The organism is Methanothermococcus thermolithotrophicus DSM 2095, from assembly GCF_000376965.1.
In the GTDB taxonomy this organism is placed as follows: Archaea; AGJL01; Methanococci; order Methanococcales; family Methanococcaceae; genus Methanothermococcus; species Methanothermococcus thermolithotrophicus.
On sequence record NZ_AQXV01000054.1, the window covers coordinates 24,241 to 48,410 of the forward strand.

Below are 24,170 nucleotides of genomic sequence, written 5' to 3' on the forward strand. Positions count from 1 at the left end.
TTTCTTTCATAAATCAATCATTTGTCTTAAAGATTTCGGAGAGATAAAATGGCTTCAATTTTAATAAAAAATGGAATAATAAATGGAAAAAAACAAGATTTATTGGTAAACGACAATATCATACAAAAGATAGGCGAAATAGATGTTTCAGAAATCAGTAAGGATGAAACCGAGATAATAGATGGAAAAGATAAAGTAATAATTCCAGGTCTTGTAAATACTCACACCCATGCCCCTATGGCGTTATTTAGGGGAGTTGCAGACGACATGCCATTGATGGAATGGCTTAATGACCATATTTGGAAACTTGAAGCTAAGTTAAACGAAAAAATAATCTATGCTGGAACACTTTTAGCCTGTGTAGAAATGATAAAAAGTGGAACAACAACTTTTAACGACATGTACTTCTATTTAGACTCTATTTTAAAGGCAGTGGATGAAACTGGGATTAGATCCACACTTTCTTATGGTATGATAGATTTAGATGATGAAGAAAAAAGAAAAAAAGAGCTAAAGTCTGCAAAAGAATCCATTGAAATAATTAAAAATTTGAACAACCCAAGGATAAATGCCGCCCTTGGTCCTCATGCTCCATACACATGTTCAAAGGAGCTCTTGTCAGAGGTACATGATATGGCAAAGGAGTACGATGTTCCAATACACATACACATGAATGAAACATTGGATGAAGTGAAAATGGTAAATGAAAAAACCAAAATGAGACCATTTGAATACCTAAATTCATTTGGATTTTTCAATGACGTAAATGTTATAGCAGCTCATTGTGTTCATCTTTCAGACAGTGAGATCAATATTATCAAAGAAAAAAACATCACAGTTTCCCATAATCCGATAAGTAACTTAAAACTGGCTTCAGGTGTTGCTCCAATTCCAAAACTTTTGGATAATGGGATAAATATAACTCTTGGAACAGACGGTTGTGGAAGTAATAACAATTTGAACCTATTTGAAGAAATAAAGTCCTGTGCTTTGATACATAAGGGAGTAAATTTAAACCCGACTGTTGTAAATGCAAAGGAGGCATTTGACTTTGCTACAAAGAATGGGGCAAGAGCTCTAGGTTTAAATACTGGAGAATTAAAAGAAGGTTATTTGGCTGATTTGGCAATTATTGATTTAAACAAACCATTCTTAATTCCAAAAGAGAATATATATTCTCATTTAGTTTATTCCTTCAACGGAAATGTAGATACCGTAATAATCGACGGTAATATAGTAATGAACGATGGAAAGATGGTAAACGTTGATGAAGAGAAAGTCTATGAAATGGCCGAAAAGGCATACTACGATCTAATTAATTAATAATTAATATTAATTATTTTAAATTATTTTTTAAAAAATCTTTGAATTCATTCTCTATGTTATCAGTATTTGTTCGGGATTCGCCGTCTTTTAATTTGTGTTTAAACTCTTTTAAAAAGGTTTTTCTAAGTTCTAAAACTTTTTTGATCTGTTTGTTGTCAAGCGTGTTGTTATTTTTTATAAAATTTCCGACTATATTTCTCGTTATTCTATCGACGTTATTTATAAGGTCTTTTTCATTTTCCTTTTCTTTATCTTTTTCTTTATCATTGTATTTTTCATGTTTTCTTTCCTTTTTCCCTTCTTTAATTTCCTGGATTATTCTATCCACTATCCCATCGTAGTCGATTTTCTTGGTGGTATCTATTGTTATATCTGGCTTATCCCACTTATATTTTGATCCAGGAAGGTCAAATTTATTAAACATGTTTGTTATAACCTCATTTGGGATCTTCTGCCCTCTTTCGATGTTTCTCTTTATCAATACCTCAAGTGGGGCATGAAGATATATCATAAAATGGGAATCATCTTTGGCTAGGTTTATTAGATCCCTTCTCTTTGAGTTGTAGTAGTTGGTATCATCCACTATTACAACATATTTTTTTAGGGCCTGATCTATAAGGTAATAGGTTGAATCTTTTATAAAGTCTTCATATTTTTCATTCCAAACAGGAAAACTCTCTCTTATCAGGTCTGTTCCCAATATTATATTGTCAATTCCCTTTTCAGCCAATTTTTTAGATAGTATTTTTGAAAATGTCGATTTTCCAACAGATGGAAGTCCTACTAATATTATTAGCATATATACCACAGTTTAAGTTTTTAGTAAGCTAATAGCTTAACTTATTTCATTCATACTTATTTATAGTCATTCTGCGAACTTGACACTTACAGTATTATTTAAAAATTAAAATTTATAAGTCTCAATAAATCTTCGATCTGTCTCGAATTCAGTACGATTTTAATTTAAACTTAAAAAATTTTAAATGATGTATAATGATGTATATTGCAGAACGACTATGGTGCATGTCATTTATAGTATAATGGTATATTATCGATATAATTGTGATTATTATTTGGTGGAAAAATGGATATGTTAGAAATGGCAATAAAAATGACTGAAAGTATAGAAAAGGGTGTAAAACCTTTAATAGGATGGGAGAAATCAGATGAAGTTGTAAAAATAGGGGCAGATGGAACGCCTACCAAAAGGATAGATCTTATTGCAGAGAATATAGCTATAAACTTTCTTGAGAAATATGGTGGGGCCATACTTATAAGTGAAGAAATCGGGATGAAAAAAATCGGTAACAATGAGCCAGAATATATTGTGGTTTTAGATCCAATTGATGGTACCTACAATGCATTGAACGATATTCCGATATATTCGGTTTCTGTGGCCATGGGGAAAATAAAAAGTGAAAATTTGGAGAAGTATAAGAATTACGATGAATTGTTAAACAATTCTACTTTAAGTGATTTAGAGGTTGGAGTTGTAAAGAACATAGCTACAGGAGATATTTACTATGCTCAGAATGGAAAAGGAGCATATATTTTGAAAAATGGAGAAAAGCAGGAGAAACAAATTAGAGTTTCAGAAACCAAAAATTTAAAGGATTCCTCTGTGGGTGTTTTTTCATACGGACTTTCGCCCAATACTTTAGCTTTTATAAAAGATAGAAAAGTTAGAAGGATAAGGCTTTTTGGGTCAATAGCTTTAGAAATGAGCTATGTTGCAAGGGGGGCATTGGATGCATTTATAAATGTAAATGAAACCACGAGGCTTTGCGATATTGCGGCAGGTTATATCATTATTAAAGAAGCAGGGGGCAAAATAACCAACAAAGATGGGAAGCCGATAAATCTAAAATTGAATGTAAATGAAAAAACATCCTTAATAAGTTCAAATGAAATACTTCATAAAAAACTCGTTGGAATATTTGGAAATAAATGGATTATAAAACCTACCAATTTTGGAATCATTTCAAGACTGGATAAGGAAGAGGCTGTTGAGCTCGTTATTGATGTTATTAAGTATTTAAATTCTAAAAATATTCGATATTCATTGGATAAAGGAATATATAATGTATTAAAAAATAAGTTAAAACTAATGGATAAGGATATTTTTGATTCAATAATACCTTCAAACTGTGATCTAATAGAAAATATTGATGATATATCCCACATGATATCAATTGGGGGGGATGGTACTGTATTAAGAGCTTCAAAGATTACAAACGGTAATGAAATCCCCATATTATGTATAAACATGGGGACTGTCGGGTTTTTAACTGAATTTAGTAAAGAGGATGTCTTTAAAGCTATTGATGAAGTTATAAATGGAAACTACGAAATTGAAAAAAGAACAAAATTAATGGGATTCATTAGATTCAAAGATGGATCTCAAAAGATACTCCCTGATGCCTTAAACGAAGTTGTTGTAACTACCAAAAATCCTGCTAAAATGCTTCACTTTGAGGTATATGTTAATGGAAACTTTGTAGAGGATGTAAGAGCAGACGGTATAATAATCTCAACACCAAACGGTTCAACGGCATATTCTTTAAGTGCTGGAGGACCAATTGTAGAACCTTTAGTTGATGGATTTATTATAGTGCCAATATGTCCATTTAAGCTCTCTTCTCGTCCTATAGTAGTTGATGGAAATTCAGAAATTAAAATAAAAATCTTAAAAAAATCCACACTTGTTGTTGTAGATGGGGATGTTGAAGAAATAGCTAGAATGGGGGATGAATTAATCCTGAGAAAATCTGACAATTATGCCTACTTTGTGAAAGGATCCAATTTTTACAGCAAACTAAAAAAACTTGGTTTAATGGAGTAGATTTAATGGAGTAGAGAAATTAGGACAATGTAGTTATTGTCCTTATACTACCTCCGCCGTCTCCAACTGGAACACTCTGCCCGTTCTTTCCACAGTAGCCAACGCTTAATTTAAACTCATCAGAAACTGCGTCCACATGGTGGAGTATATCCAATATTTCACCACTTAAACCTGCATCTCTTAATGGGGTTGTTAATTCACCGTTTTCAATTAAAAACGCTTCAACCGAGTTAAACTGGAAAAGTCCTTTTCCAGTATCTACCTGTCCTCCCCTTGAACCTTTTAAAAATATTCCGTCTTTGGTGTCCTGCAGGAGCTCTTCAAACTTCCAATCTCCTGGTTTAATATATGTGTTACTCATTCTTACGATAGGTTTGCTCAGCCCTTCAGCTCTTGCATTTCCTGTAACATCCATGTCAAGTCTTCCTGCTGTTTCTCTTGTATGCATGTAGCTTTTTAAAATTCCTTTATCTATTAATACGGTTTCCCTACCTTTAACCCCTTCACTATCGTATTTGTAATATCCAAAAGATTTATCTACAAGTGGATTATCGATTACAGTTACGTACTCGCTTCCAACAGCTTCTCCAAGTTTATCTTTAAAGACACTGTCGTTTTGTAATACTAAATCAGCTTCTGAAGCATGTCCAACTGCTTCATGAATAAATACTCCTGCAAGTTCTGGATCTAAGATAACTTTGAATTTTCCTTTAGGGCATGGTTTAGCACTTAAAAGTCTTAGAGCTCTTTCTTTTGTAACTCTTGATAGTTCTTCAATGTTTCCGTTTTTTATAACTTCAAATCCATCTCCACCAACTCTTTCAGATGCAAATTGAAGTGTTCCATCTTTTGCAACTGCAGTGAATCGCATTAAAGTTTTCATGCCTTCTTTTTCTATTCTCGTTCCCTCACTACTCATAAACATTGAATAACCAACGCCGTCAGAATAGGAAACTGAAGTACTTACTATTTTGTCTCCTTGCATTGTTTCGTGTGCTAAATTAAGGTAGCTCTTTTTTTCTTCAATATCGATATCCTCGGGATTTATTTTGCCTGTTGATTTAACAACATCCACAACGGTGTTGACATCCTTTAAAACCACGGTTTTTTTAGTATTTTCATTTGAAATTTTGGCTATCTTGTATGCCTTGTTTATCAACTGTTCGATTTCATCCGAGGTAACCTTGTTTGAAGTGGCAAATCCCCACCCATTTTCTTTGAGTACTCTCACACCTACTCCAGAGCTCATGCCTGAAGAGATTTCTTCAATATTTCCATCTTTTAAAATAATGTGGCTAGATTCTCCAGAAATTATCCTAATGTCTGCATAGGTGCCGAGCTCTAATAATCTTTCTAATTTTTCAATACTTATGTCCATATTGTCTATTGTCATTGTTTCACCTGAAATAAATATAAAAGTTAGATTATTTATTAAATACAATGGTTTTTATTTCGGTCATTTCCTCAACGGCGTATTTTATTCCTTCCCTTCCTAAACCGCTTTTCTTAATTCCTCCAAATGGCATATTATCCCTTCTAAATGTCGGGCTATTGTTTATCATTACACCACCGTACTCTAAACTATCTGCCAACTTTAGAGCTCTATTTATATCGTTGGTAAATACTCCAGCCTGTAACCCATACTCTGTGTTATTTGCTATTTCTATAGCTTCATTTTCATCTTTAACCTTAATAATCGGTAAAACTGGTCCAAATACTTCAACTTTTGAAAGTATGTTGTCTTCATTAACTTCCATTACTGTAGGATAGATTATCGAGTTATTTCGTTCTCCACCAAATAAAAGTTTTCCCCCTTCCTCAATTGACTGATTTATTAGGTTTTCAACTCTCTCAGCACTTTCCAATGTTATCAAAGGTCCCACATCAGTGGTCCTGTCCAGCGGATTTCCTACATTAAGTTTTTTTGTTTCAGCTATAACCTGGTCTATAAACTGATCTGCAATTTCCTCCTCTACCAGTACTTTTCCAACTGAAATACACACCTGACCTGCATTTAAGAATTTACTTTTGACGGCAGCTTTTGCGGCTTCTTCAATGTTAGAATCTTTTAAAACTATCATTGGATTATTTCCTCCCAACTCCAAAGATACCTTTTTAATTCCTGCATTTTTGGTTATTAATTCACCTACCTCAACACTTCCAGTAAATGAAACCATGTTTATTTTTTCATTTTTCGATATTTCATCCCCTACAACTGGCCCCTCACCAGTAGTTAAATTAAAAACCCCCAATGGAATTTTCATTTTTTTCAATACTTTCTCAATTACTTTTGTTAACTCTATGGCAGCCATTGGAGCTTTTGAGGATGGATGTAAAACTATCGAATTTCCAGTGGCAAATGCAGGCCCCACTTTGTGGGTAATTAAATTTAATGGAAAGTTAAAAGGCGTTATAGCTCCGACTACTCCCACAGGTTCCCTTTTAGTTAAAATAATTCCTTCTTCAAATGGTATTGTTTCCCCTCTTAGCTCTTTGGCATAAAATGCAGAAAGCCTAAATGTGGTTAATGTCCGATCAACCTCTATTATGGATTGTTTTATAGGTTTCCCAACATCTAACGATATCGTTCTTGCAAATTTTTCTTTATTTTCGCTTATTTCCTTTGCAATGTTCATTAGTAGGTTGTATCTTTTTGAAGGGGATAAATTTTTCATAAATTCCTTATGTTCGTTAGCCACTTCAATGGCGTATTTGACCTCATCCCTACTTAATGAAGTTATTTTACCTATTGTTTCGTAAGTGTATGGATTAAAAACCTCTAAATCTTCTCTGATAACCCATTCTCCATTTATAAACATAATCTCACCCGTCAAAAATAATTAAAAATAATCCATCCACACTTTCTTAAGTGCGTATGTAATTAAATTGTCAATCAATTATATGTATTATATCTTTAAGTTTTTTTATATAAATGTATTTTAGCCTGTTACATTATGGAAATCCTTTGTTATCTTATTTTATTGGATATCGGCTTGTTAATGGTCTTTTTAACTAGATACTGGTTTTGAATATCCTCTATTTTATAGTTATTTTAAATATTCAAATATTAGACTTTGGTGATTGCGATCTTGATATTTCTATTCTTAATCAATTGGTAATTTATAAAAAAAGTAATAATTAAATAATATCCTATTCTTTCAAATGTTTTAAAATATGTCCTGTTTCTTTTTTAATAATTTCAATTCCTGTTTTACATGCATTTAATGATCCAGGTAGTGAATATATTATTTTGTTTCTATATATTCCTGCAGAAGCTCTTGAAAGTATGGTTGAAAACCCAACTTCTTCGTAGCTCAACTTGTGGAAAACTATCTTAAAACCATCCAGTTCTTTTTCAAATATTTCCTTTAGAACTTCCGGAGTGTTGTCTCTTTTTGAAAGTCCAGTCCCCCCTGTTATTACAATGCAATCCACATCAAAAAAATCTATCAAATGATTTATCAAACCTTTTAACATTTCTTTGTTGTCGGGAATTAAAGCGTGAAAAACTGCATTTAATTCATTTTTTAAAAATTCCCCAGATTTATCATCTGTATTTTTATCCCCTGAAATAAATTTGTTAAATCTACTGTCGCTTACAGTTATTACTCCATATTTGACATTTTCAAGACCTTTATGCATAATTTCACCAAATTCTGACTGTTATTTATTACTCTCAAGATATTCTTTTAGCGCAGCTCTTACTTCCCCTACAGTGTACCCCATTTCAAGTGCGAGATTATCTTTTTTATTCAGTATTTCCATTAAATGAGCCACCCTAGGCAGTCTTAAGTTTGCCTTTCTTATCAACTGTGTATCGCCGAATACTTCTCTTGGAGTTCCGCTGCCCAATATTTTTCCCTTGTTAATGAGATACATATAATCTGCATAAACTGGGACTAAATCAACATCATGTGTTGATATAATAATAGTTATGCCCTTTTTATTTAATTCATATAGTAATTTCATAATGTGGGAAGCTCCGAGTGGATCCAATCCTGCAGTAGGTTCATCAAGGACTATGATTTCAGGTTCCATTGCTAAAATACCTGCTATTGCCACCCTCTTTTTCTGCCCTCCACTTAAATGATGAGGGGGCCTATCTTCAAAACCCTCCATTCCAACGGCTTTTAATGCATCGTTTACTCTTTTTTCTATTTCATCTTCGGGCAATCCTAAATTTAACGGTCCAAAGGCAACATCCTGTTTTACAGTTGGTGCAAAAAGCTGATCATCAGGGTTTTGAAATACTATTCCAACAGTTTTTCTAACATCGATTAAAGATTTGCTGTCATATTTTATTGGTTTTCCCTTAACCAAAACTTGACCTTTTGTAGGTTTTATAATTCCGTTGAAATGAAGAAATAATGTTGATTTTCCCGCCCCATTGGGCCCTAACATGGCCACCATTTCTCCTTTGTTGACTTTGAAATTTATCCCATTTAATGCTGGGGTTCCATCAGGATAGGTATAATGCAATTCTTTGGTTTCCAATATGATCATAAAACCACCAATATTTATTTCTAAAAACTCCTTGATTTGTTAGGTGTTGTATAAAATAATAAATTTTATGATACTCATAATACAGAAACATAATATAAAAAAATGATTAATACTAAATTAAATTTAAATAAAATAATAGTAATGATTCTATATTTTAATGGAATATTGTAATGTAATTAAAAATAATTCAAAAAACCCTATTAATATTAAATCTTTAGCATTAGGGCCCGCCATATTTCCAAATAATCTAAAATTACCATTGTATCCTCTTGAATTCATAGTGGTGTATAGGATTTCGCCCTTATCCCAGGTTTTTATAAAAAGGCTCCCTGCTAAAACTCCCAATGATTTGTACGTATTTTTTAAGCTCGAATATCCCAACCTAGTTTTTTGGGCATTTTCTATTTTTATGAGCTCGTTAAGTAGTACGAATATGTACCGGTACATCATCATAGAGATTTCCAGTACACTTTCAGGTATTTTAATTTCTTTTAATACATAAAAAAGCTCAGTGAAAGGTGTAGTTAACGCTAAAAACAAAGTACATGCTACTCCGCCAACCATTCTCCAAAAGAGCAGCATTCCTAAATCAAATCCATCTTTAAAGGCGATTATTTTAAATCCAAGAACATTAAATGAAAACCAAGGTTCATATCCGAACATAAATATCATTAGTGGCAGAGTTAAAGCACCAAAGCAAACAGGAATTAGTAAGAGCTTCATATAGACGTTTCTTGGAACTTCTGCCTTAAATAATGTTAAATAGAGCATAATGGCCGTTACAATTATTGGAACAACTATGGATTTTGACAATACACAAACTAACAATGTAGAAAGGGAGAAAAAAACTTTCAATTTAGGGTTTATCTCCCTTAACTTATTGTAGTGGGCTATACTGTCAATCAACATGTTTTGAACCATAATATCACTTTTAAAAGTTAAAAATAAAGGTTAATTGGAAACAACTTCTCTTTTTGCTTTATTGTATCCTGCAAAGTATCCAATAATTATTGCACCTATTGCAGCCTGTAATGCAAACAATAAACTTTCAATTTCACCACTTGGAGGTTCCCATATTGGACTGAACCATGGTTCATAGTTTGGGTTTAACTCTGTGATTGCATCTTCTGCAGCACCATCTGCTCCCCCAAAATATCCTTCATCTTCTCCAAGGCCCGAGTACATAACCAGTGGTGCAATTGTAAGGATGATAACACCGATAATCATCAATATGTGTTTTGTTTCCATTATTCGGCACCTCCTTCTGGCGTGATAGAGACACTTACTTCACTTTCATCAATAACTCCTAACTTCAGTAAAATATCAGGTCTAAGTTTTTTAATATAATCCCAGAATAATGCAGTTAATAGACCTTCTGCTATCGCCAAAGGAATCTGAGTTAGTGCAAATATTGAACCAAATGTTGCCAATGAGGTTGTGAAATCTGGTATTGGATATGCCAAAGCCAGTTGGAATGATGTTGTTACATAGGTGGCCCAATCTGCAAACATTGCTGCCAACATTACGACCCATGTTGAATTCATCTTTCCTTTTAAAGTTTTAAATACTAAGTATCCAACAAAAGGACCAACAATACCCATTGAGAAAATATTTGCCCCAAGAGTGGTTAATCCACCATGGGCTAACAATATTGCCTGAAACAATAATACAATAGTTGCCATAACTGCCGCAACTGCCGGACCAAATAAAATTGCACCAAATCCGTTTCCGCAAGGATGGGAACAGCTTCCTGTTACTGATGGTAATTTTAAAGAACTTAAAACAAACATGAATGCTCCTGCAACTGCCAACAATGGTTTAACTTCTGGTTTTTCTTTTATAATTTTGTTTAACTGAGATACACCATATAGAACCACAATACCCGATAGTACAAACCAAATTCCTGCCCACATTGGTGGTAGAAATCCCTCCATTATGTGCATGTTATCACCTAACTAAAGATAACTTAAATTAATTATACTTGACTTGTATTATATCTTATATATAAACTTAACTATTTTTTATCATTATTAAAAATTCCTTTAATAATGGGCATATATACACCATGCACTCACTATTTTTTATAACTTTTAAAAGATTGAAATTTATTTATACGATTAAACCATTTAATGTGAGACCATGAAGTTGGCAAAATACTATAATACCTTGGCAAAGGAATACGATGAAAAATACGATAAAACCAACTTAAAGTGGATGAGGAAAATAGAGGATTTGGTAATAAATGACGAGATTAGAAAAGAATTTCTTGTTTTAGATATAGGATGCGGAACTGGCGAGCAGTTGAAGAAATTAAAAAATAACCACTCCATTGGTCTCGATATTTCACTGGAAATGGCAAAAATAGCAGTTAAAAAAACAAATAAATTTGTTGTAGTTGGAAGTGCTGAAAACCTACCATTCAAAAATAGAACTTTCGACTGTGTTATATCCTTCTTTGGAGCTCTGAATCATGTAAATCTAAATCAGGCGTTAAAGGAAATAAAAAGAGTTTTAAAAGACGACGGTGTTTTGATATTCACAGTTGCAAACGCCTATGATTTAAAATGGATTTTTAAAAGTTTGAGAAGAAAAGGAATAAAAAAGACAAAAAAAGCACTAAAAAACAAGAAAGGAGAAATTGTAAAATTTATCGATGGAAAAAGGATAAAGGTCAAAACAAAATTTTATACATTAAACGATATTGAAAATGTATTAAAAAAGCATAATTTTGAGATAAAATATACTTTTGGAGCAAATATAACAAACTCTTTCGTTGATAAATTTATTTATAAAAGTTTCTTAAAGAACTTTGGCTCGTATATCGGTGTTGTTGCAAAGAAAAGAAAAAAAAGAAGAAAAAAATCAAATAAATAAATTATTCTTCATTTGTTATGTATCCCTTAACGGCACTCTTTGCAGCAATGGCCGGGGATGATAAATAAATTTCAGCATTTTTATTGCCCATTCTTCCTTTAAAGTTTCTGTTCGTCGTTGCTAGACAAACCTCTCCATCTGCTAAAACACCTTGGTGAGCTCCTAAGCATGGACCACATCCTGGTGTGCATATGAGAGCTCCTGCGTCAACAAAGATATCTATAAGTCCTTCCTCCAATGCCTTTTTAAATACATTCTTGGATGCAGGAATTACAATCAATCGAGTATCTCTGTGAACCTTTTTTCCCTTCAAATATTTTGCAGCAATTCTTAAATCGCTTAATCTTCCATTTGTACAGGAACCTATAAACACCTGGTCAATAGGGGTTCCTTCAACCTCAGAAACCCCTTTAACATTATCTGGACGGTGTGGACAGGCTATCTGTTCTTCCATGTCGGTAATATCCAAATCGATAAATTTATAGTATGTTTCTTCTTTTTCGTTTATTTTTATCTGGTTTTTCTTTAAATTTAAGATTTCTTTTTCGCTTACCCCTACCGTCCTAAGGTATTCGTAGGTTATTTCATCTGCTTCTATAAGTCCTGCTTTACCGCCCATTTCAATAGCCATGTTGCTTAGAACCATCCTATCGTCCATATCCAAATTCCTGATGGCTTCACCACCGTATTCAAGAGCCATGTACGTAGCTCCCCTTCTTCCAACCTCTTTACAAATTCTTAAAATAATGTCCTTTCCAGTAATTTTTGGATTTGTTCCATTTACATTTACTCTGATTGTTTCAGGAACTTTCATCCAGGTTTTCCCTGTGGCGTAGATATAACCCATATCGGTGGCCCCGAATCCAGTAGCAAATGCACCAAATGCTCCGTAAGTACACGTATGGCTGTCTCCACCTGCTATAATCATGTTTGGCTTTACATGCCCATTTTCAGGTAAAAGTTGGTGGCAAATTCCCTCTCCATCGAGATAGTAATGTTTTATTTTTTGTTCCTTTATAAATTCCCTTGTTATCTTTTGCATGTTTGCAGCTTTTGAAGTGTTTGCTGGAATGTTGTGGTCAAATACAATCACTATTTTTTCATTGTCCCAAACTTTGTCTGAGATTTGCTTAAACGCTTTTGCTGTTAGAGGTGTGGTACCATCATGAGTCATCGCTAGATCTACACTTACTTCAATTGTATCTCCTGGATAAACTTTTTTTCCCACTTTTCTTGAGATTATTTCCTCTGCGAGTGTCATAAATATCTCACCAACAAGTTTAAATAAATAGTTCCAACCTGAAAAATATGTTTTAACACTACGCGTGTTTTGTTTTGAAACCGTTTTATTAAGTGTATGGACTTTTGTGTAAGAATTATAGTGAATGTTTTTTCTGTAAAAATGTAATATGAATGGTCATAAAAAAGGAATATGTGGTTGTTTGTGGAAACTTTTGTATTATTTATTATATTCCTTTAATGAATTTATTTCCTTTTAAATTCCAATAACGAATAAACTCTTAGGATATAAACAACGCAGACCATATATAGTTTGACTATTAAATATGGTTGTTTGATATTATTTGTTACTTTCGTCAAATGACCTGTTATCAAATGACGAAAATTTATTTTCATCCATACTATAAAATTTTTATGAAATATTTATAAAAAGATAAAATTAGTACAGATATGAACAACTGTTATTTAACTTATTTGGATTAATCTCTGCTAAAATACATCCATCCTTAAAGATTCTTATTATTCCACCACTTTCAGATACTGTAATAGCTATTGCGTCAGTGTATTTTGAAATGGCTGCAGCCGCATAGTGTCTTGCACCTAGTCCAAGTGGTAAATTTAAATTACCTCCTGTACATTCAATGTACCTACCTGCAGCCTTTACTTCACCTTTTTCGGTAATTATAAATGCCCCGTCTATCGTTGAAAGTTCTTTTATGGTTCCTTTAACTTTTTTATCGAAAATTATTCCATTGTGTCCTTCAAATGGGTTTAATATTAATTGACTGGACATTTTTAGAACTTTTTCAGTATCGCCTATTACAAATATGGCCCCTACAGATTTTCCTTCCCTACCTTCTACAGCAAGTTCCATGCTGATGTTTAAAACTTCATTGATAACTTTCCCCTTTGTTTTTTCAATAGTATTTATAAATTCATAAAACTTAAGAATTGGCGGGTATTCATTTACATTAACAACTGCTATTGTATCAGTTCCTCCAGGTATTCCTGGAGTACCCAATATTGAGACTATTGTGTCCCCTAGTTCTACAAGATTATTTTCAAAGAGTTTTGTGACAGCTTGTTTTATCATTGAGCATCTATCTTCATTTCTATAATTCATTTGAAGTGGAATTATCTTTTCACAGTTTAATTTAAAGAAAGTCTCTTCATTTGGGGTAGCAACTATAATTTTTGGGCCTTTGATCTTTTTGCGCTGTTCGCTGTATTTTGGATCTTTTAGGAATGAATTAAAGTAATAATCCTTGAAAATCTCGTAAGTCATTCCAGTTTCTGTAAATATTAGGAATATATCGGCATCAATGTCAATAGCTAAGTTGAATCCATGCTTCATTAGTGATTTTATTTTATCCATTATGACACCAAGTTAAATTTTTACCATGGATGAAGCGAAGTATGGGTTGGCTACACAGTGCTGATGAGCATAACCTCCAAGAATATTTCCATCTTTGGTGATAATTCCATCCATACCGTTAATTATGCCCTTTCCCCTATTTATTTTATATGCAAAATCTTTTTCATTAATGTTTATTAGCTTTGAATAATGGAATTCATGAGCTCTGAATTCATATCCTTTTTTACCAATTGGACAATCCCTTGTAAAAGTTCCCTTAACATAGCTCAAACCTTGAACATTTTTGGTCATAATGGCATCGCAGTTTATCAGCTTTAACATTTCAACGCCGTTTATTGAGTTTGTAAGGTACATTAAACCTCCACATTCACCATAGATTTTTCCATCAAAGTTTCTTATGGATTCCAACATTGATTTGTTATTACTTAATTTCTGTGGGAATATTTCAGGATAGCCTCCTCCAAGGTACAGAATATCACAGTTTGGGATTTCTTCATCATTTAGTGGGCTAAAAAATTCTATTTTTGCCCCATTTTCACATAGTGCATCGAAATTATCCCAATAGTAAAAATTAAACGCTTCATCGTATGCCACGCCAATTTTACATTTGTTTTTGTTTACTTCCCATAGTGTTTGGTCTTTATTTTTATAATCCACGTCGTAATCAAAGCTTTCATCGCTTATTTCTACGATTTTATCTAAATCTAAATTTTCTTCAACTATATCGCTCCAAACTTCTATATTTTTACTAATTTCTGATCTGTTTTCAGGTGTTGGTATCAAACCTAAATGCCTCTGAGATACTGTTAGCTTTTCATCCCTTGGTATTGCACCTACTATCTCTATATCGGGCACATAGTAATTTACAGCATCCTTTAACTTTTTTAAATGATGTTCTCCTCTGATTTTATTGAATATAACACCTTTGATGTTTACATCCTTATCAAAAATCTTAAATCCTTTTATTATGGCGGCTGCACTTCTTGTTAAGCTCCTTGCATCTATTATTAGTATTACTGGGGCGTTTAGGGCTTTTGCAACAGATGCAGTACTTCCCACATCATCATACGGGGAGATACCTTCATAAAGTCCCCTAACACCCTCAATTATACTTATGTCTTTTTCTTTTGAATGTCTTTTAAAAATAGATCTTATTTGCTGAGCTCCCATAAAAAATGAATCTAAATTTCTTGATTTATTCCCTGTGGCCATTGTATGGTATGTTGGATCTATATAATCTGGACCTATTTTATACGGCTGCACTTTATATTTTTTTGAAAGTGCCTTCATTATTCCTGTTGATATAGTGGTTTTTCCCACCATTGATGAACTTCCTGCAATAACTACTCTTTTCATACTATCACGAACGAAGTGAGTGAGCTACGAAACCTATCGGTTTCGTTCAGTCACTTAATTTTTAATATGTAATGATGATATTTAATATAAAAACTATAAAAATGTGTCTTAATAATTTTATATACAAAGATAGTCTTAAAACATTTGTTAAATATTTTCAGATAGTTATTAATTAGCTAAGGATAAAGGGGTATTATGATTATAACTTTAACTTCGGATTTTGGTAATGAAGGCTATGTTGGTGCAATGAAAGGTAGGATTCTATCAATAGCCAAAAATGTTTCTATTGTAGATATAACACATAATGTAAAACCTTTTAATATCTATCACGGGGCATACGTTCTTTTAACGTCAATTCCTTATTTTCCACCGTCTATTCATGTTGCAGTTGTGGATCCAACTGTAGGAAGCGAGAGAAATTCAATAGTTGTAATTACAAGGGATAATCACTATTTGATAGGTCCTGATAATGGTTTGTTTACCTATTTAGTTGAAAGAATGGGTGTAAAAAAGATAATTAAAATCGATGAGGATAGATACAATCCCTCTTCAACATTTCATGGAAGGGATATTTATTCGGTTGTAGCCGCTGAAATAGCTTCTGGAAGTGAGATAAAAGGTACTGAAATTGAGTCCATTGTAAAACTCAATCCTGAACCTTGTGTAATTCATATAGATGTGTTTGGGAATATAATTACAAACATTAGAAAAGAAGATATCGATTTCAACTACGGGGACAATATAAGAATAAAAATAAAATATGCTAGGAAAAATAAGGAAAAAATTATAGATTGTAAATTTGTTAAATCCTACTATGAAAAAGAAGAAGGGTTTTTAGCCCTTATAAATAGCGAAGGTTTTCTGGAGATAGCTCTGTTTATGGATAGTGCTGCAGAGACTCTTGAAGTGGGTTATTTGGATAGGATTGAAATCCTGTAGGTTTTAAGTATTTAGGGGGATAATTTGAATTTTGATAAATTTAGAAGTATATTTAAAAAATTCTTAGAGCTCGGTACTTTAAAAAAGTTTTTTATTACATACTTTGCCTGTTGGGGCGGGTTCTTATCTACTATAGTAGTTGGAAAATTTTTAAATTCTTTCTTCACTGTGGAAAAAGCAGGAGCTGTAGCGGATGCAAAGTTTGAAGCAATATCTACAGTAGTGGCTTCTAAAGTGGGCTTTAACTACTATTCGGCAGTTTTTTCATACTTCATAAATAACTCTTTGGCTTGCATTTCAATAATTTTAGCATTTATTTTGGTTTCATACCTTTACAAAAAAGAAATATCCTCTGGAAAATCCACAATTAGGGAATATTTGAATTCACTTATAATATTTTACCTACTGGTAATAATAAATCCATTAACTGGTATTTTAGGCGTGGATTTAAATTTTAGTGATTTGGGAGTATTAATTCCCCATGGCATCTTTGAATTTGCAGGACTTGCATTCTCAATAGTTCTTGGTTTGGAGTATGCGATCTATAATTTGCCATTAGATGAAACGAAAAAATATGGAGCTCCGCAATTTCCATATAGTATTAAATTTTTGGTTAAGGTTTTCGGAGCTCTTGCACTTATAAGCATAGCTGCAATCATAGAACCTTTGGATTGGGCAATTTATACCTATGCAAAAAATAATGGAATGCCTGTATTAGAAACAATAATTATGGCATATGGGAATTTAATTTCTCATTTTTTAGGTAAAATTATTTAATAGGTTTTTAAGAAAACTTAACTTTCATTGTTAAATTTTTCAATAAACTCTTTTAGGTCTTTTAATTTCTCATCAATGTCATCCTGAATATTTTTTGCTATAATATATGCTAATCCAGCTTTATCTGCATTTTTAATTGTGTATTTTTTACCGCCATTTGTATTGTTTTTATTGTTATCGAGCTCTTTAATTTCATATTTCCCTTCTGAACTATTTAAATATTCCTTTAATTCATTTATTAAGCTATCTGGCGTACTATTTACGTTTAGCTGTATATCGTATGATTTTCCATTACCCCTAATGTTAATTTTGCCCCATTATTTCCGCTTTTACTTTGCTCAGTAATGGTAATCTCATACTCGTCTTCTAAATATTCTATTATCTTTTTCCCTTCAATTTCACAATCTCTAAACTTATTTATCATAAAATCTGTCCAATCATGTTCTTCACATTTATAAATTGGGAGTCCGGCATTAAAATTACATGTATTGTATGTATCCCCATCACAAACTATTCCAAATGGTATTTTTAGTGAATTCATAATTTCCATATAATTGTTAAAACCTTTTTTCCCATTAACGTCAATAATTTCTATATTATTATCTTCCAACGAATAACCAATTTTTCTAGCAAGTATCGGGAATGATAAGAGCTCAGATAGTCCCTCCATCAACAAAACACCATCTGCAAAAAGAGCTCGAATTAACCGCTCATTACTTTCAAATATTTTATTAAATTTTTTTTCAAAAATTTTATCATAAATATTTATTGCTTGTGTAGTTCCACTTTCTTTATAAAATCTAAATGTATTACTTAATAATTCGATATCTACAAAATAAGGAGAGTGTGTTATTATTATAACTTGGTTGTTTCCATTCCTTTCTAACTTTTTGAACTCCTTTAATAATTTTTTCTGATAAATAGGATGTAGATGAAGTGCTGGTTCATCCAATAGAATAACTTTTCCTTCTGCACCAATAACAACCGATAAGATGTTTAAAACTTCAAAAATTCCAGAGCCTACTCTATCAATATATAATTGTTCACCATCTTTAAATATTATTTTAATTTTTGGAATATTGTTCTTATCATGAAAAATATCGAAAGTAATTTTTTCATTTTCAAATATTTCTTCAAACTTTCCTTTTATATGGTCATATTTCATATGGTTCGCAGGATTATCATAATTTTTTAAGTAATATAGATAATTAGCCAATTCCCTGCTATTTCCAAAATATTCTAAGACCATATCCTGTCGATAAGATTGATTTTCAGGATAACCTCTAACTTCTTCAAATTTTATAATTGCTTTATCAAAGAGTTTTAGTATAAAATTATGTAATGACAATCCAGGATTCGGACCAGTACTAATGTGATCAATGTTGAGATTAATATAATTACAAAGATATTCAAGTTTATACATTATTTTTTTATCATTACTTTTAGTTATTTTTGCGTTGCATAATTCTTTGAGTGAATGTAACAATAATACTAATTTATGATATTTGCTTGGATACTCATTCAACCAAATACTATATAGGCCCCTAGGATTGTTTTCAAAATTTGGAAAAATATCATTTGTTTTGATAATTAAGTTGTTATCACTAAATAATATATCTCTCTGACTTTGGTTATCGTTTATGATATAAAATACATCGCTATTGATATCTAATAACTTATTCACGATATTACTCAGGTCCTTTGAATAGTTATAGGGAATATTAACTGGGTATTTAATGAGGTATTGTTTTAGTTTATCTAAAATTTCTTTTTCAAATAATACATTCACGCCATCATTATCTAATAACTTAGTATTTTCATCAAGTCTTTCAAAGACCAATATGGACATCCCATATTTTTCAAATTCTTTCTTAATTGGTTCAACATATCGCTTTATTCTGCCTTCCAGTGGTATTTTACAATATGGTTGTGGAGGTTTGGCATATTCTCCATTATACTTCCAAATAATTTGGCATTCTAAAAATAAATCAACAATCTCATTTATGTTTGTAGGTCCACGTTCATATGCATTTTTTAAATAATCAGTCTGCATTGCAAAACATTCAATAAACTCCATCAGTAGATTTTTTTCATTTTCATCAAATTTAATATCTATTGTAACTTTTGCTGATTTATTTTCTTCATTATAAAGATAATTTTTAATTTCTTTACCTGTGTTTATTTTACCATTTATCACATCCTTCAAAAATTCAAAAACTCTAAATAGATTCGTTTTCCCTGCATTATTTGGTCCGACAATAACTGCAGTATTCCCCTTATTAAATTCAATCTTAAGTCCATCCTTATCATCATAAGAAAATAAATTTTTAACTTCAATTGAATTAATTTTCATAAAACCCCCTCTAATTGGCATATATCCTTAATTAACATTAAACTACCATTTTAATAATTTAAATATTTCAAAATATAAAAGTTTTGCATATCAATCAACATAAATCTAATTAAATAAAAATAAAAAAAAGAGAAAATTATTTTTTAATTCAGAGCTCAGGTTTTAAAATATGATAGTTGTATAATTTCCCCAGAACTCAGGGAACTATCTTAACTGTTTGACATGGTTTCAATTTCAATGTTTATGTTGTAAGTTTCTTTGTTTGGTGTTTTTATTTCCCAGGCTTGTGCGTAGTCAGGTTTTACTTCATCAACAAATGTTCCCCTAACTTCATTTCCTATATGTTTTAAAATATCGTCGCTGAACTCTATTCCTTCTAGTTTGATTTTTATCTTTTCGTTGATGTCAAGGTCCATGTCTTTTCTCATTGACTGTATTCTTCTTATTACTTCTCTCATGAGTCCTTCTTTTATTAACTCATCGCTCATGTCTATGTCTATGTACACACTTCCTTTTGAGAACTCGACACCTACTATATTCTCAGGAATATCTATTCTGAATTCAACATATTCTGGTTTTATTGTAAATCCATCTATCTCGAGCTCTCCTTCTTTTAGTTTTTCTTTTAGTTCTTTAGGATCAACAGAGTTTATTGCCTTTACAACTTTTGGAACATCACTTCTGAATACCTTTCCAAGTTCTTTGTAGTTTGGTTTTACGGTTACGTTTCCTTCAAATTCTTTCAATTCAATTTCTTTTACGTTTCCTTGTTCTTTTATGATATAACCGTATTTCTCAACAGTTTCCCTTATATTTTCAGGTAGTGTTATTTTAGCTATTGGGTACCTAAGTGTGTATTTGGCTTTATCCCTTCCACGGAGTATTGAATCTACTATTTCCCTAATTATACCTATGTCTTCTTCTAACTCTTTATTTATGAGCTCTTCATCTACTTCTATTTTATTCATAAAGAGACTTTCAGGCATTCCTTCGGTTTTTAAGTTCTGATATATCTCTTCGCTTATGTGCGGAGCTACTGGTCCCATTATTGTTATTAATTTCATCAATACATAGTACAGGGTTTGATATGCTGAAAGTTTATCTGTGTCGTTTCTTTCCTTCCAGGTTCTATCCCTTATCAATTTAATGTACCATCTACTTAAATCGTTTAATATGAAATCCCTAAGTTTCCATGTGTAGTCGTGTAAATGTGGAACTTCTAAAGCTTCAATTGCTTCTTTTGCAAGGGTATTTACCTTACTTATTATCCATTTATCTTCATCCCTTAGGTATTTGAAGTATTCTTCATTAGGAACAAACTCATCTAAAACCATATAGTTAACTGCAAATGCATAGGAATTCCAGAGAGTGTTAAACATGCTTCTAACTTCATCCATCTCTTTGTATGAGAATCTTAGGTCTTCCCAAGCCTTGTTTGCACTTAAGAGATAGAATCTTAATGGGTCTGCACCGTATTCTTTAACCACATCGTCTGGGTTTACAATATTCCCTAAACTCTTACTCATCTTGTTTCCATTTTCATCAAGGGTGAAACCATGCATCAAACACTTCTTGTATGGTATGTCGTTGAATACGAGCTCACTTAAAGCATGTTGTGAATAGAACCATTTTGTAACTTGGTCATGTCCTTCTGTAATGAATTCTGCTTTTTTAAGTTCCTTTGCATTTATTGAAGCATAAGGAGCTAAACCACTGTCGTACCACACGTCAAGAACGTCTGGAACTCTTTTCATTTCCCCTCCGCATGAACAGTTTAAAATTACCTTGTCCACTGTAGGTTTGTGAATATCGCTTAAATCGATGTCATCGTTTTTCATTTTTTCTTTTAACTCTTCCACGCTACCTATAACTTCATACTTTCCACATTCTTCACATACCCATATTGGAAGCGGTATTCCCCAGTACCTCTGTCTTGAAATATTCCAATCTCCAACAAATTTGACACCATTTAAGTACCTTGTTTCAACCCACTTTGGCACCCAATCTACAGTTTTACCGTGTTCCATGATATCTTCTTTTATTTTTGAGATTGATAGGAACCACTGTTCTGTAGCTCTAAACAGTAAAGGAGTTTTACATCTCCAGCAGTGAGGGTATGTGTGTTTTATTTTTCCAGCATTTACAAGGAGGTTTTTATTTTTTAGAGTTTCTATAACCTGGCTGTCCATGTCCTTTACAAACATGCCCTTCCAGATAGTTTCGGTGTACTTTCCTTCGTCATCTATTGGAGAGTATATTGGTGCACCGTGTTCTTTACCAATTTCAAAGTCTTCTTCACCAAATCCTGGAGCAGTATGGACTAAACCAGTACCTCCTTCCAATGTTACGTGTTCTCCAAGTACTACCTTATGAACATTTTCTAATTTTTCAAATTCTTGCTGTGTTTCATTTTCTTCCAGCAATGGGTGGACGTACTTTATTCCTTCTAATTCTGTTCCTTTAACTAATTTTGTGACTTTGTAGGATTTTATAGCATTCTGCTTTTGTGCCTGGTGCATCACACTTTCTACTAATTTTTCAGCAATAATCCATGTTTCTTTTTTATCTTCAAATTCAACTTCAACATATGCATAGTCGTACTCTGGATGAACTGCAACTAAGAGGTTTGATGGCAGTGTCCAAGGTGTTGTTGTCCAAATTATCAAGTATTCGTTGCCGTTTTCGTTATCATCGCTATTACTATCTTTAACTTTGAATTTTACATATACAGACGGGTCCAATACCTCTTTATATTCTCCCCTGACTTCGTGTTCAGCTAATGCAGTTTCACATCTAGGACACCAGTATCCAACCCTTAAATCTTTTGTAAGGAGCTCTTTTTCATGGGCTTTTTTAAGTGTCCACCAACCTATTTCCATGTACTCTTTTGTAATTGGCATATATGCGTTTTCCCAGTCTAGCCAAACACCGAGATTTTTAAACTGTTTTTCCATGACTTCCTTGTTTTTAAGTGCAAATTCTTTACATTTTTCGATAAACTCCATTGTACCGATTTTTGACTCAATATCTTTTTTTGATTTTATTTTAAATTCATTTTCAACCTTTACCTCGATAGGTAATCCATGCATGTCCCATCCAGCTTTATCTAAAACATTGTAGCCTTGCATTCTTTTAAATCTTAAAACAGTATCTTTTATTATTTTGTTCCATGCGGTTCCAAGGTGTATCGCACCAGAACAGTAAGGTGGTCCATCAACAAAATAATAATCTGGCCCCTGCTCGTTTAAGCTTTTTACATTTTGATAAACCTTATTTTCGTTCCAGAACTCTTTTATCTTTCTATCCAACTCTCTGAAATTTACAGTATCAACATGTTTCATTACGTCACCCCGTGTAAATAATAATATATCCTAAACCAAAATATTATGAAAATAAAATATAACATTCGGAGGAATTCTATTTGGTTTTATTTGCTATTTTTCTTTTTTTTAGCTTTTCCTGTTTTTCATTTTCTTCAGCAACTTCATTTTTACTCTTGTAGTAACCTTTTAATGTTGGCATCTTTGGAAAGTCATCCAGTAAATAGAAATAAGGTTCGTGCCTTTCGCTTATTATTACGATATGTGCCGGAGGGTGTATTTTTCTTATTCTATCTATTGCCTGTGGTGCATTTTCTTCTACCTTTACAATACAGGCTTTTTTACAAGGTTTTTTGATTTCTCCTACAATATGCCTTAAAATTTCGTCAGCAGCTTCTGGAACCATTATTCTTGGCTTTCCAGATATTGTTAATTTTGCATGCCTGTGGACATCAGCTAGAGCATTTTTAATTTTTTCATAGCTGTCTCCCCTTATCATTAGCAATACCATCCTTCTTTCACCGTGTTTAATTTTACTGTAATTAAAATGTTTTAATCTATTTATTTTTTACTTCCCACATGTTAAGATATTCTTTAAGTATGAATGGGAAATCCTTTGCATTAACAAATCTCAACCCTAACCTTTGAGCCCATTTTTCAATTCCTTCGTCACTTGCAACTACTGCTGCATCTAATTCCTTTGCAAGCAGAAGAACGTCTAAATCGGGGGCACTGTCTAAAGTGCCTGTCCTTAAGGCACCTCTATATTTATTTCTAAAACTATTTACTGATTTTGACAGTACCTCATTAATTACATCCTGCCTGTTTTTCTCATTTGCCTGTGAATATATGTAGGCCTCTGATGCAGTTTCATACATTGCACTTTCACTTATTCTCATACCTTTATTTATTCTTTCCCTTAAGTCACTAATGTATTCATAAAATATTTCAGCTGGGATTTTTATTTCATACCTATTTGGGGTTTTTTTCACAAGCCAGGTATCCACCTTTATCAATATTTCACGTGGACATTCTTCTCTCTGTAAGAATCCCACCAATTCATTATATACTGATTTGTATGGGATATGGCAGGAGATATCCAGATGAACCCTTGCTTTTGCTATTAGATCAAGGATAATCTCCGCTGATTCAGATATGGTTTTTGCTCCAAGGGATTTTCTAACTTCACTATCTGTAATTGCAGTTGTATCTAGACAGAATCTTTGCTTCTGCAAAATATCGCCTTTTGTTATTTTTTAACTCTTA

General features: G+C 32.4%; 20 protein-coding genes. 5 read left to right on the forward strand and 15 right to left on the reverse strand.

What is annotated here, in order from left to right; all coding sequences use genetic code 11:
- The first annotated feature begins 48 nt into the window (after nt 1-48).
- On the forward strand, nt 49-1,323 hold the full coding sequence (locus tag F555_RS0107110; RefSeq protein ID WP_018154528.1) for an amidohydrolase: 1,275 nt from the start codon (nt 49-51) through the stop codon (nt 1,321-1,323).
- 13 nt (nt 1,324-1,336) lie between these two features.
- Here the strand turns inward: F555_RS0107110 and pstK are convergent, their stop codons facing one another.
- Nucleotides 1,337-2,125, reverse strand: coding sequence for an L-seryl-tRNA(Sec) kinase (pstK, locus tag F555_RS0107115; RefSeq protein WP_018154529.1), 789 nt, complete (start codon nt 2,123-2,125; stop codon nt 1,337-1,339).
- Nucleotides 2,126-2,410: 285 nt separating this feature from the next.
- On the opposite strand from pstK, the gene F555_RS0107120 reads away from it, so the two are divergent.
- Nucleotides 2,411-4,168, forward strand: coding sequence for a bifunctional NADP phosphatase/NAD kinase (locus F555_RS0107120; RefSeq protein ID WP_018154530.1), 1,758 nt, complete (start codon nt 2,411-2,413; stop codon nt 4,166-4,168).
- A gap of 19 nt (nt 4,169-4,187) precedes the next feature.
- Here the strand turns inward: F555_RS0107120 and F555_RS0107125 are convergent, their stop codons facing one another.
- From F555_RS0107125 to F555_RS0107155, 7 genes are all read right to left on the reverse strand, one after another.
- Nucleotides 4,188-5,561, reverse strand: coding sequence for a TldD/PmbA family protein (locus F555_RS0107125; RefSeq protein WP_018154531.1), 1,374 nt, complete (start codon nt 5,559-5,561; stop codon nt 4,188-4,190).
- Between the two features lie 31 nt (nt 5,562-5,592).
- Complete coding sequence (locus F555_RS0107130; protein WP_018154532.1) at nt 5,593-6,987, reverse strand: lactaldehyde dehydrogenase; 1,395 nt, start codon at nt 6,985-6,987, stop codon at nt 5,593-5,595.
- A 331-nt stretch (nt 6,988-7,318) separates the two neighbouring features.
- Nucleotides 7,319-7,810 (reverse strand): MogA/MoaB family molybdenum cofactor biosynthesis protein, encoded by a 492-nt coding sequence (locus tag F555_RS0107135; RefSeq protein WP_018154533.1) that lies wholly within the window; start codon nt 7,808-7,810, stop codon nt 7,319-7,321.
- 21 nt (nt 7,811-7,831) lie between these two features.
- Nucleotides 7,832-8,671, reverse strand: a complete 840-nt coding sequence (locus F555_RS0107140; RefSeq protein WP_018154534.1) for an ATP-binding cassette domain-containing protein — start codon at nt 8,669-8,671, stop codon at nt 7,832-7,834.
- 147 nt (nt 8,672-8,818) lie between these two features.
- Nucleotides 8,819-9,592 carry a cobalt ECF transporter T component CbiQ gene (cbiQ, locus tag F555_RS0107145; RefSeq protein WP_018154535.1) on the reverse strand — a complete coding sequence of 258 codons (774 nt, stop codon included), beginning with the start codon at nt 9,590-9,592 and terminating at the stop codon, nt 8,819-8,821.
- Nucleotides 9,593-9,622: 30 nt separating this feature from the next.
- A complete protein-coding gene (locus F555_RS0107150) occupies nt 9,623-9,919 on the reverse strand; it encodes an energy-coupling factor ABC transporter substrate-binding protein (RefSeq protein WP_018154536.1) in 297 nt (98 codons plus the stop codon).
- Nucleotides 9,919-10,614 carry an energy-coupling factor ABC transporter permease gene (locus F555_RS0107155; protein WP_018154537.1) on the reverse strand — a complete coding sequence of 232 codons (696 nt, stop codon included), beginning with the start codon at nt 10,612-10,614 and terminating at the stop codon, nt 9,919-9,921. Before F555_RS0107155 ends, F555_RS0107150 begins: the two co-directional genes overlap by 1 nt.
- A gap of 196 nt (nt 10,615-10,810) precedes the next feature.
- Between F555_RS0107155 and F555_RS0107160 the strand changes: the two genes are divergently transcribed.
- Nucleotides 10,811-11,545 carry a class I SAM-dependent methyltransferase gene (locus tag F555_RS0107160; protein ID WP_018154538.1) on the forward strand — a complete coding sequence of 245 codons (735 nt, stop codon included), beginning with the start codon at nt 10,811-10,813 and terminating at the stop codon, nt 11,543-11,545.
- Between the two features lies 1 nt (nt 11,546).
- Here the strand turns inward: F555_RS0107160 and hacA are convergent, their stop codons facing one another.
- From hacA to cfbB, 3 genes are all read right to left on the reverse strand, one after another.
- On the reverse strand, nt 11,547-12,806 hold the full coding sequence (gene hacA / locus F555_RS0107165; RefSeq protein ID WP_018154539.1) for a homoaconitase large subunit: 1,260 nt from the start codon (nt 12,804-12,806) through the stop codon (nt 11,547-11,549).
- Nucleotides 12,807-13,223: 417 nt separating this feature from the next.
- On the reverse strand, nt 13,224-14,159 hold the full coding sequence (locus tag F555_RS0107170; protein WP_018154540.1) for a diadenylate cyclase: 936 nt from the start codon (nt 14,157-14,159) through the stop codon (nt 13,224-13,226).
- Between the two features lie 12 nt (nt 14,160-14,171).
- Entirely contained in the window at nt 14,172-15,515 is a 1,344-nt protein-coding gene (cfbB, locus tag F555_RS0107175) for a Ni-sirohydrochlorin a,c-diamide synthase (RefSeq protein ID WP_018154541.1), read from the reverse strand.
- A 195-nt stretch (nt 15,516-15,710) separates the two neighbouring features.
- On the opposite strand from cfbB, the gene F555_RS0107180 reads away from it, so the two are divergent.
- Together F555_RS0107180 and F555_RS0107185 are read left to right on the forward strand one after the other, a co-directional pair.
- A complete protein-coding gene (locus tag F555_RS0107180) occupies nt 15,711-16,454 on the forward strand; it encodes an SAM hydrolase/SAM-dependent halogenase family protein (RefSeq protein WP_018154542.1) in 744 nt (247 codons plus the stop codon).
- 24 nt (nt 16,455-16,478) lie between these two features.
- Nucleotides 16,479-17,231, forward strand: coding sequence for a hypothetical protein (locus tag F555_RS0107185; protein ID WP_018154543.1), 753 nt, complete (start codon nt 16,479-16,481; stop codon nt 17,229-17,231).
- Nucleotides 17,232-17,496: 265 nt separating this feature from the next.
- Here the strand turns inward: F555_RS0107185 and F555_RS0107190 are convergent, their stop codons facing one another.
- The 4 genes from F555_RS0107190 to F555_RS0107205 all read right to left on the reverse strand — a co-directional run bounded on the left by F555_RS0107190 (nt 17,497) and on the right by F555_RS0107205 (nt 24,139).
- Nucleotides 17,497-19,584, reverse strand: a complete 2,088-nt coding sequence (locus F555_RS0107190) for an AAA family ATPase (RefSeq protein WP_018154544.1) — start codon at nt 19,582-19,584, stop codon at nt 17,497-17,499.
- A gap of 209 nt (nt 19,585-19,793) precedes the next feature.
- Nucleotides 19,794-22,925, reverse strand: coding sequence for an isoleucine--tRNA ligase (ileS, locus tag F555_RS0107195; RefSeq protein WP_018154545.1), 3,132 nt, complete (start codon nt 22,923-22,925; stop codon nt 19,794-19,796).
- A 76-nt stretch (nt 22,926-23,001) separates the two neighbouring features.
- Entirely contained in the window at nt 23,002-23,415 is a 414-nt protein-coding gene (locus F555_RS0107200; RefSeq protein WP_018154546.1) for a DUF356 domain-containing protein, read from the reverse strand.
- Nucleotides 23,416-23,461: 46 nt separating this feature from the next.
- Nucleotides 23,462-24,139, reverse strand: a complete 678-nt coding sequence (locus tag F555_RS0107205) for an RNA ligase partner protein (protein WP_018154547.1) — start codon at nt 24,137-24,139, stop codon at nt 23,462-23,464.
- Between the last annotated feature and the right edge of the window lie 31 nt (nt 24,140-24,170).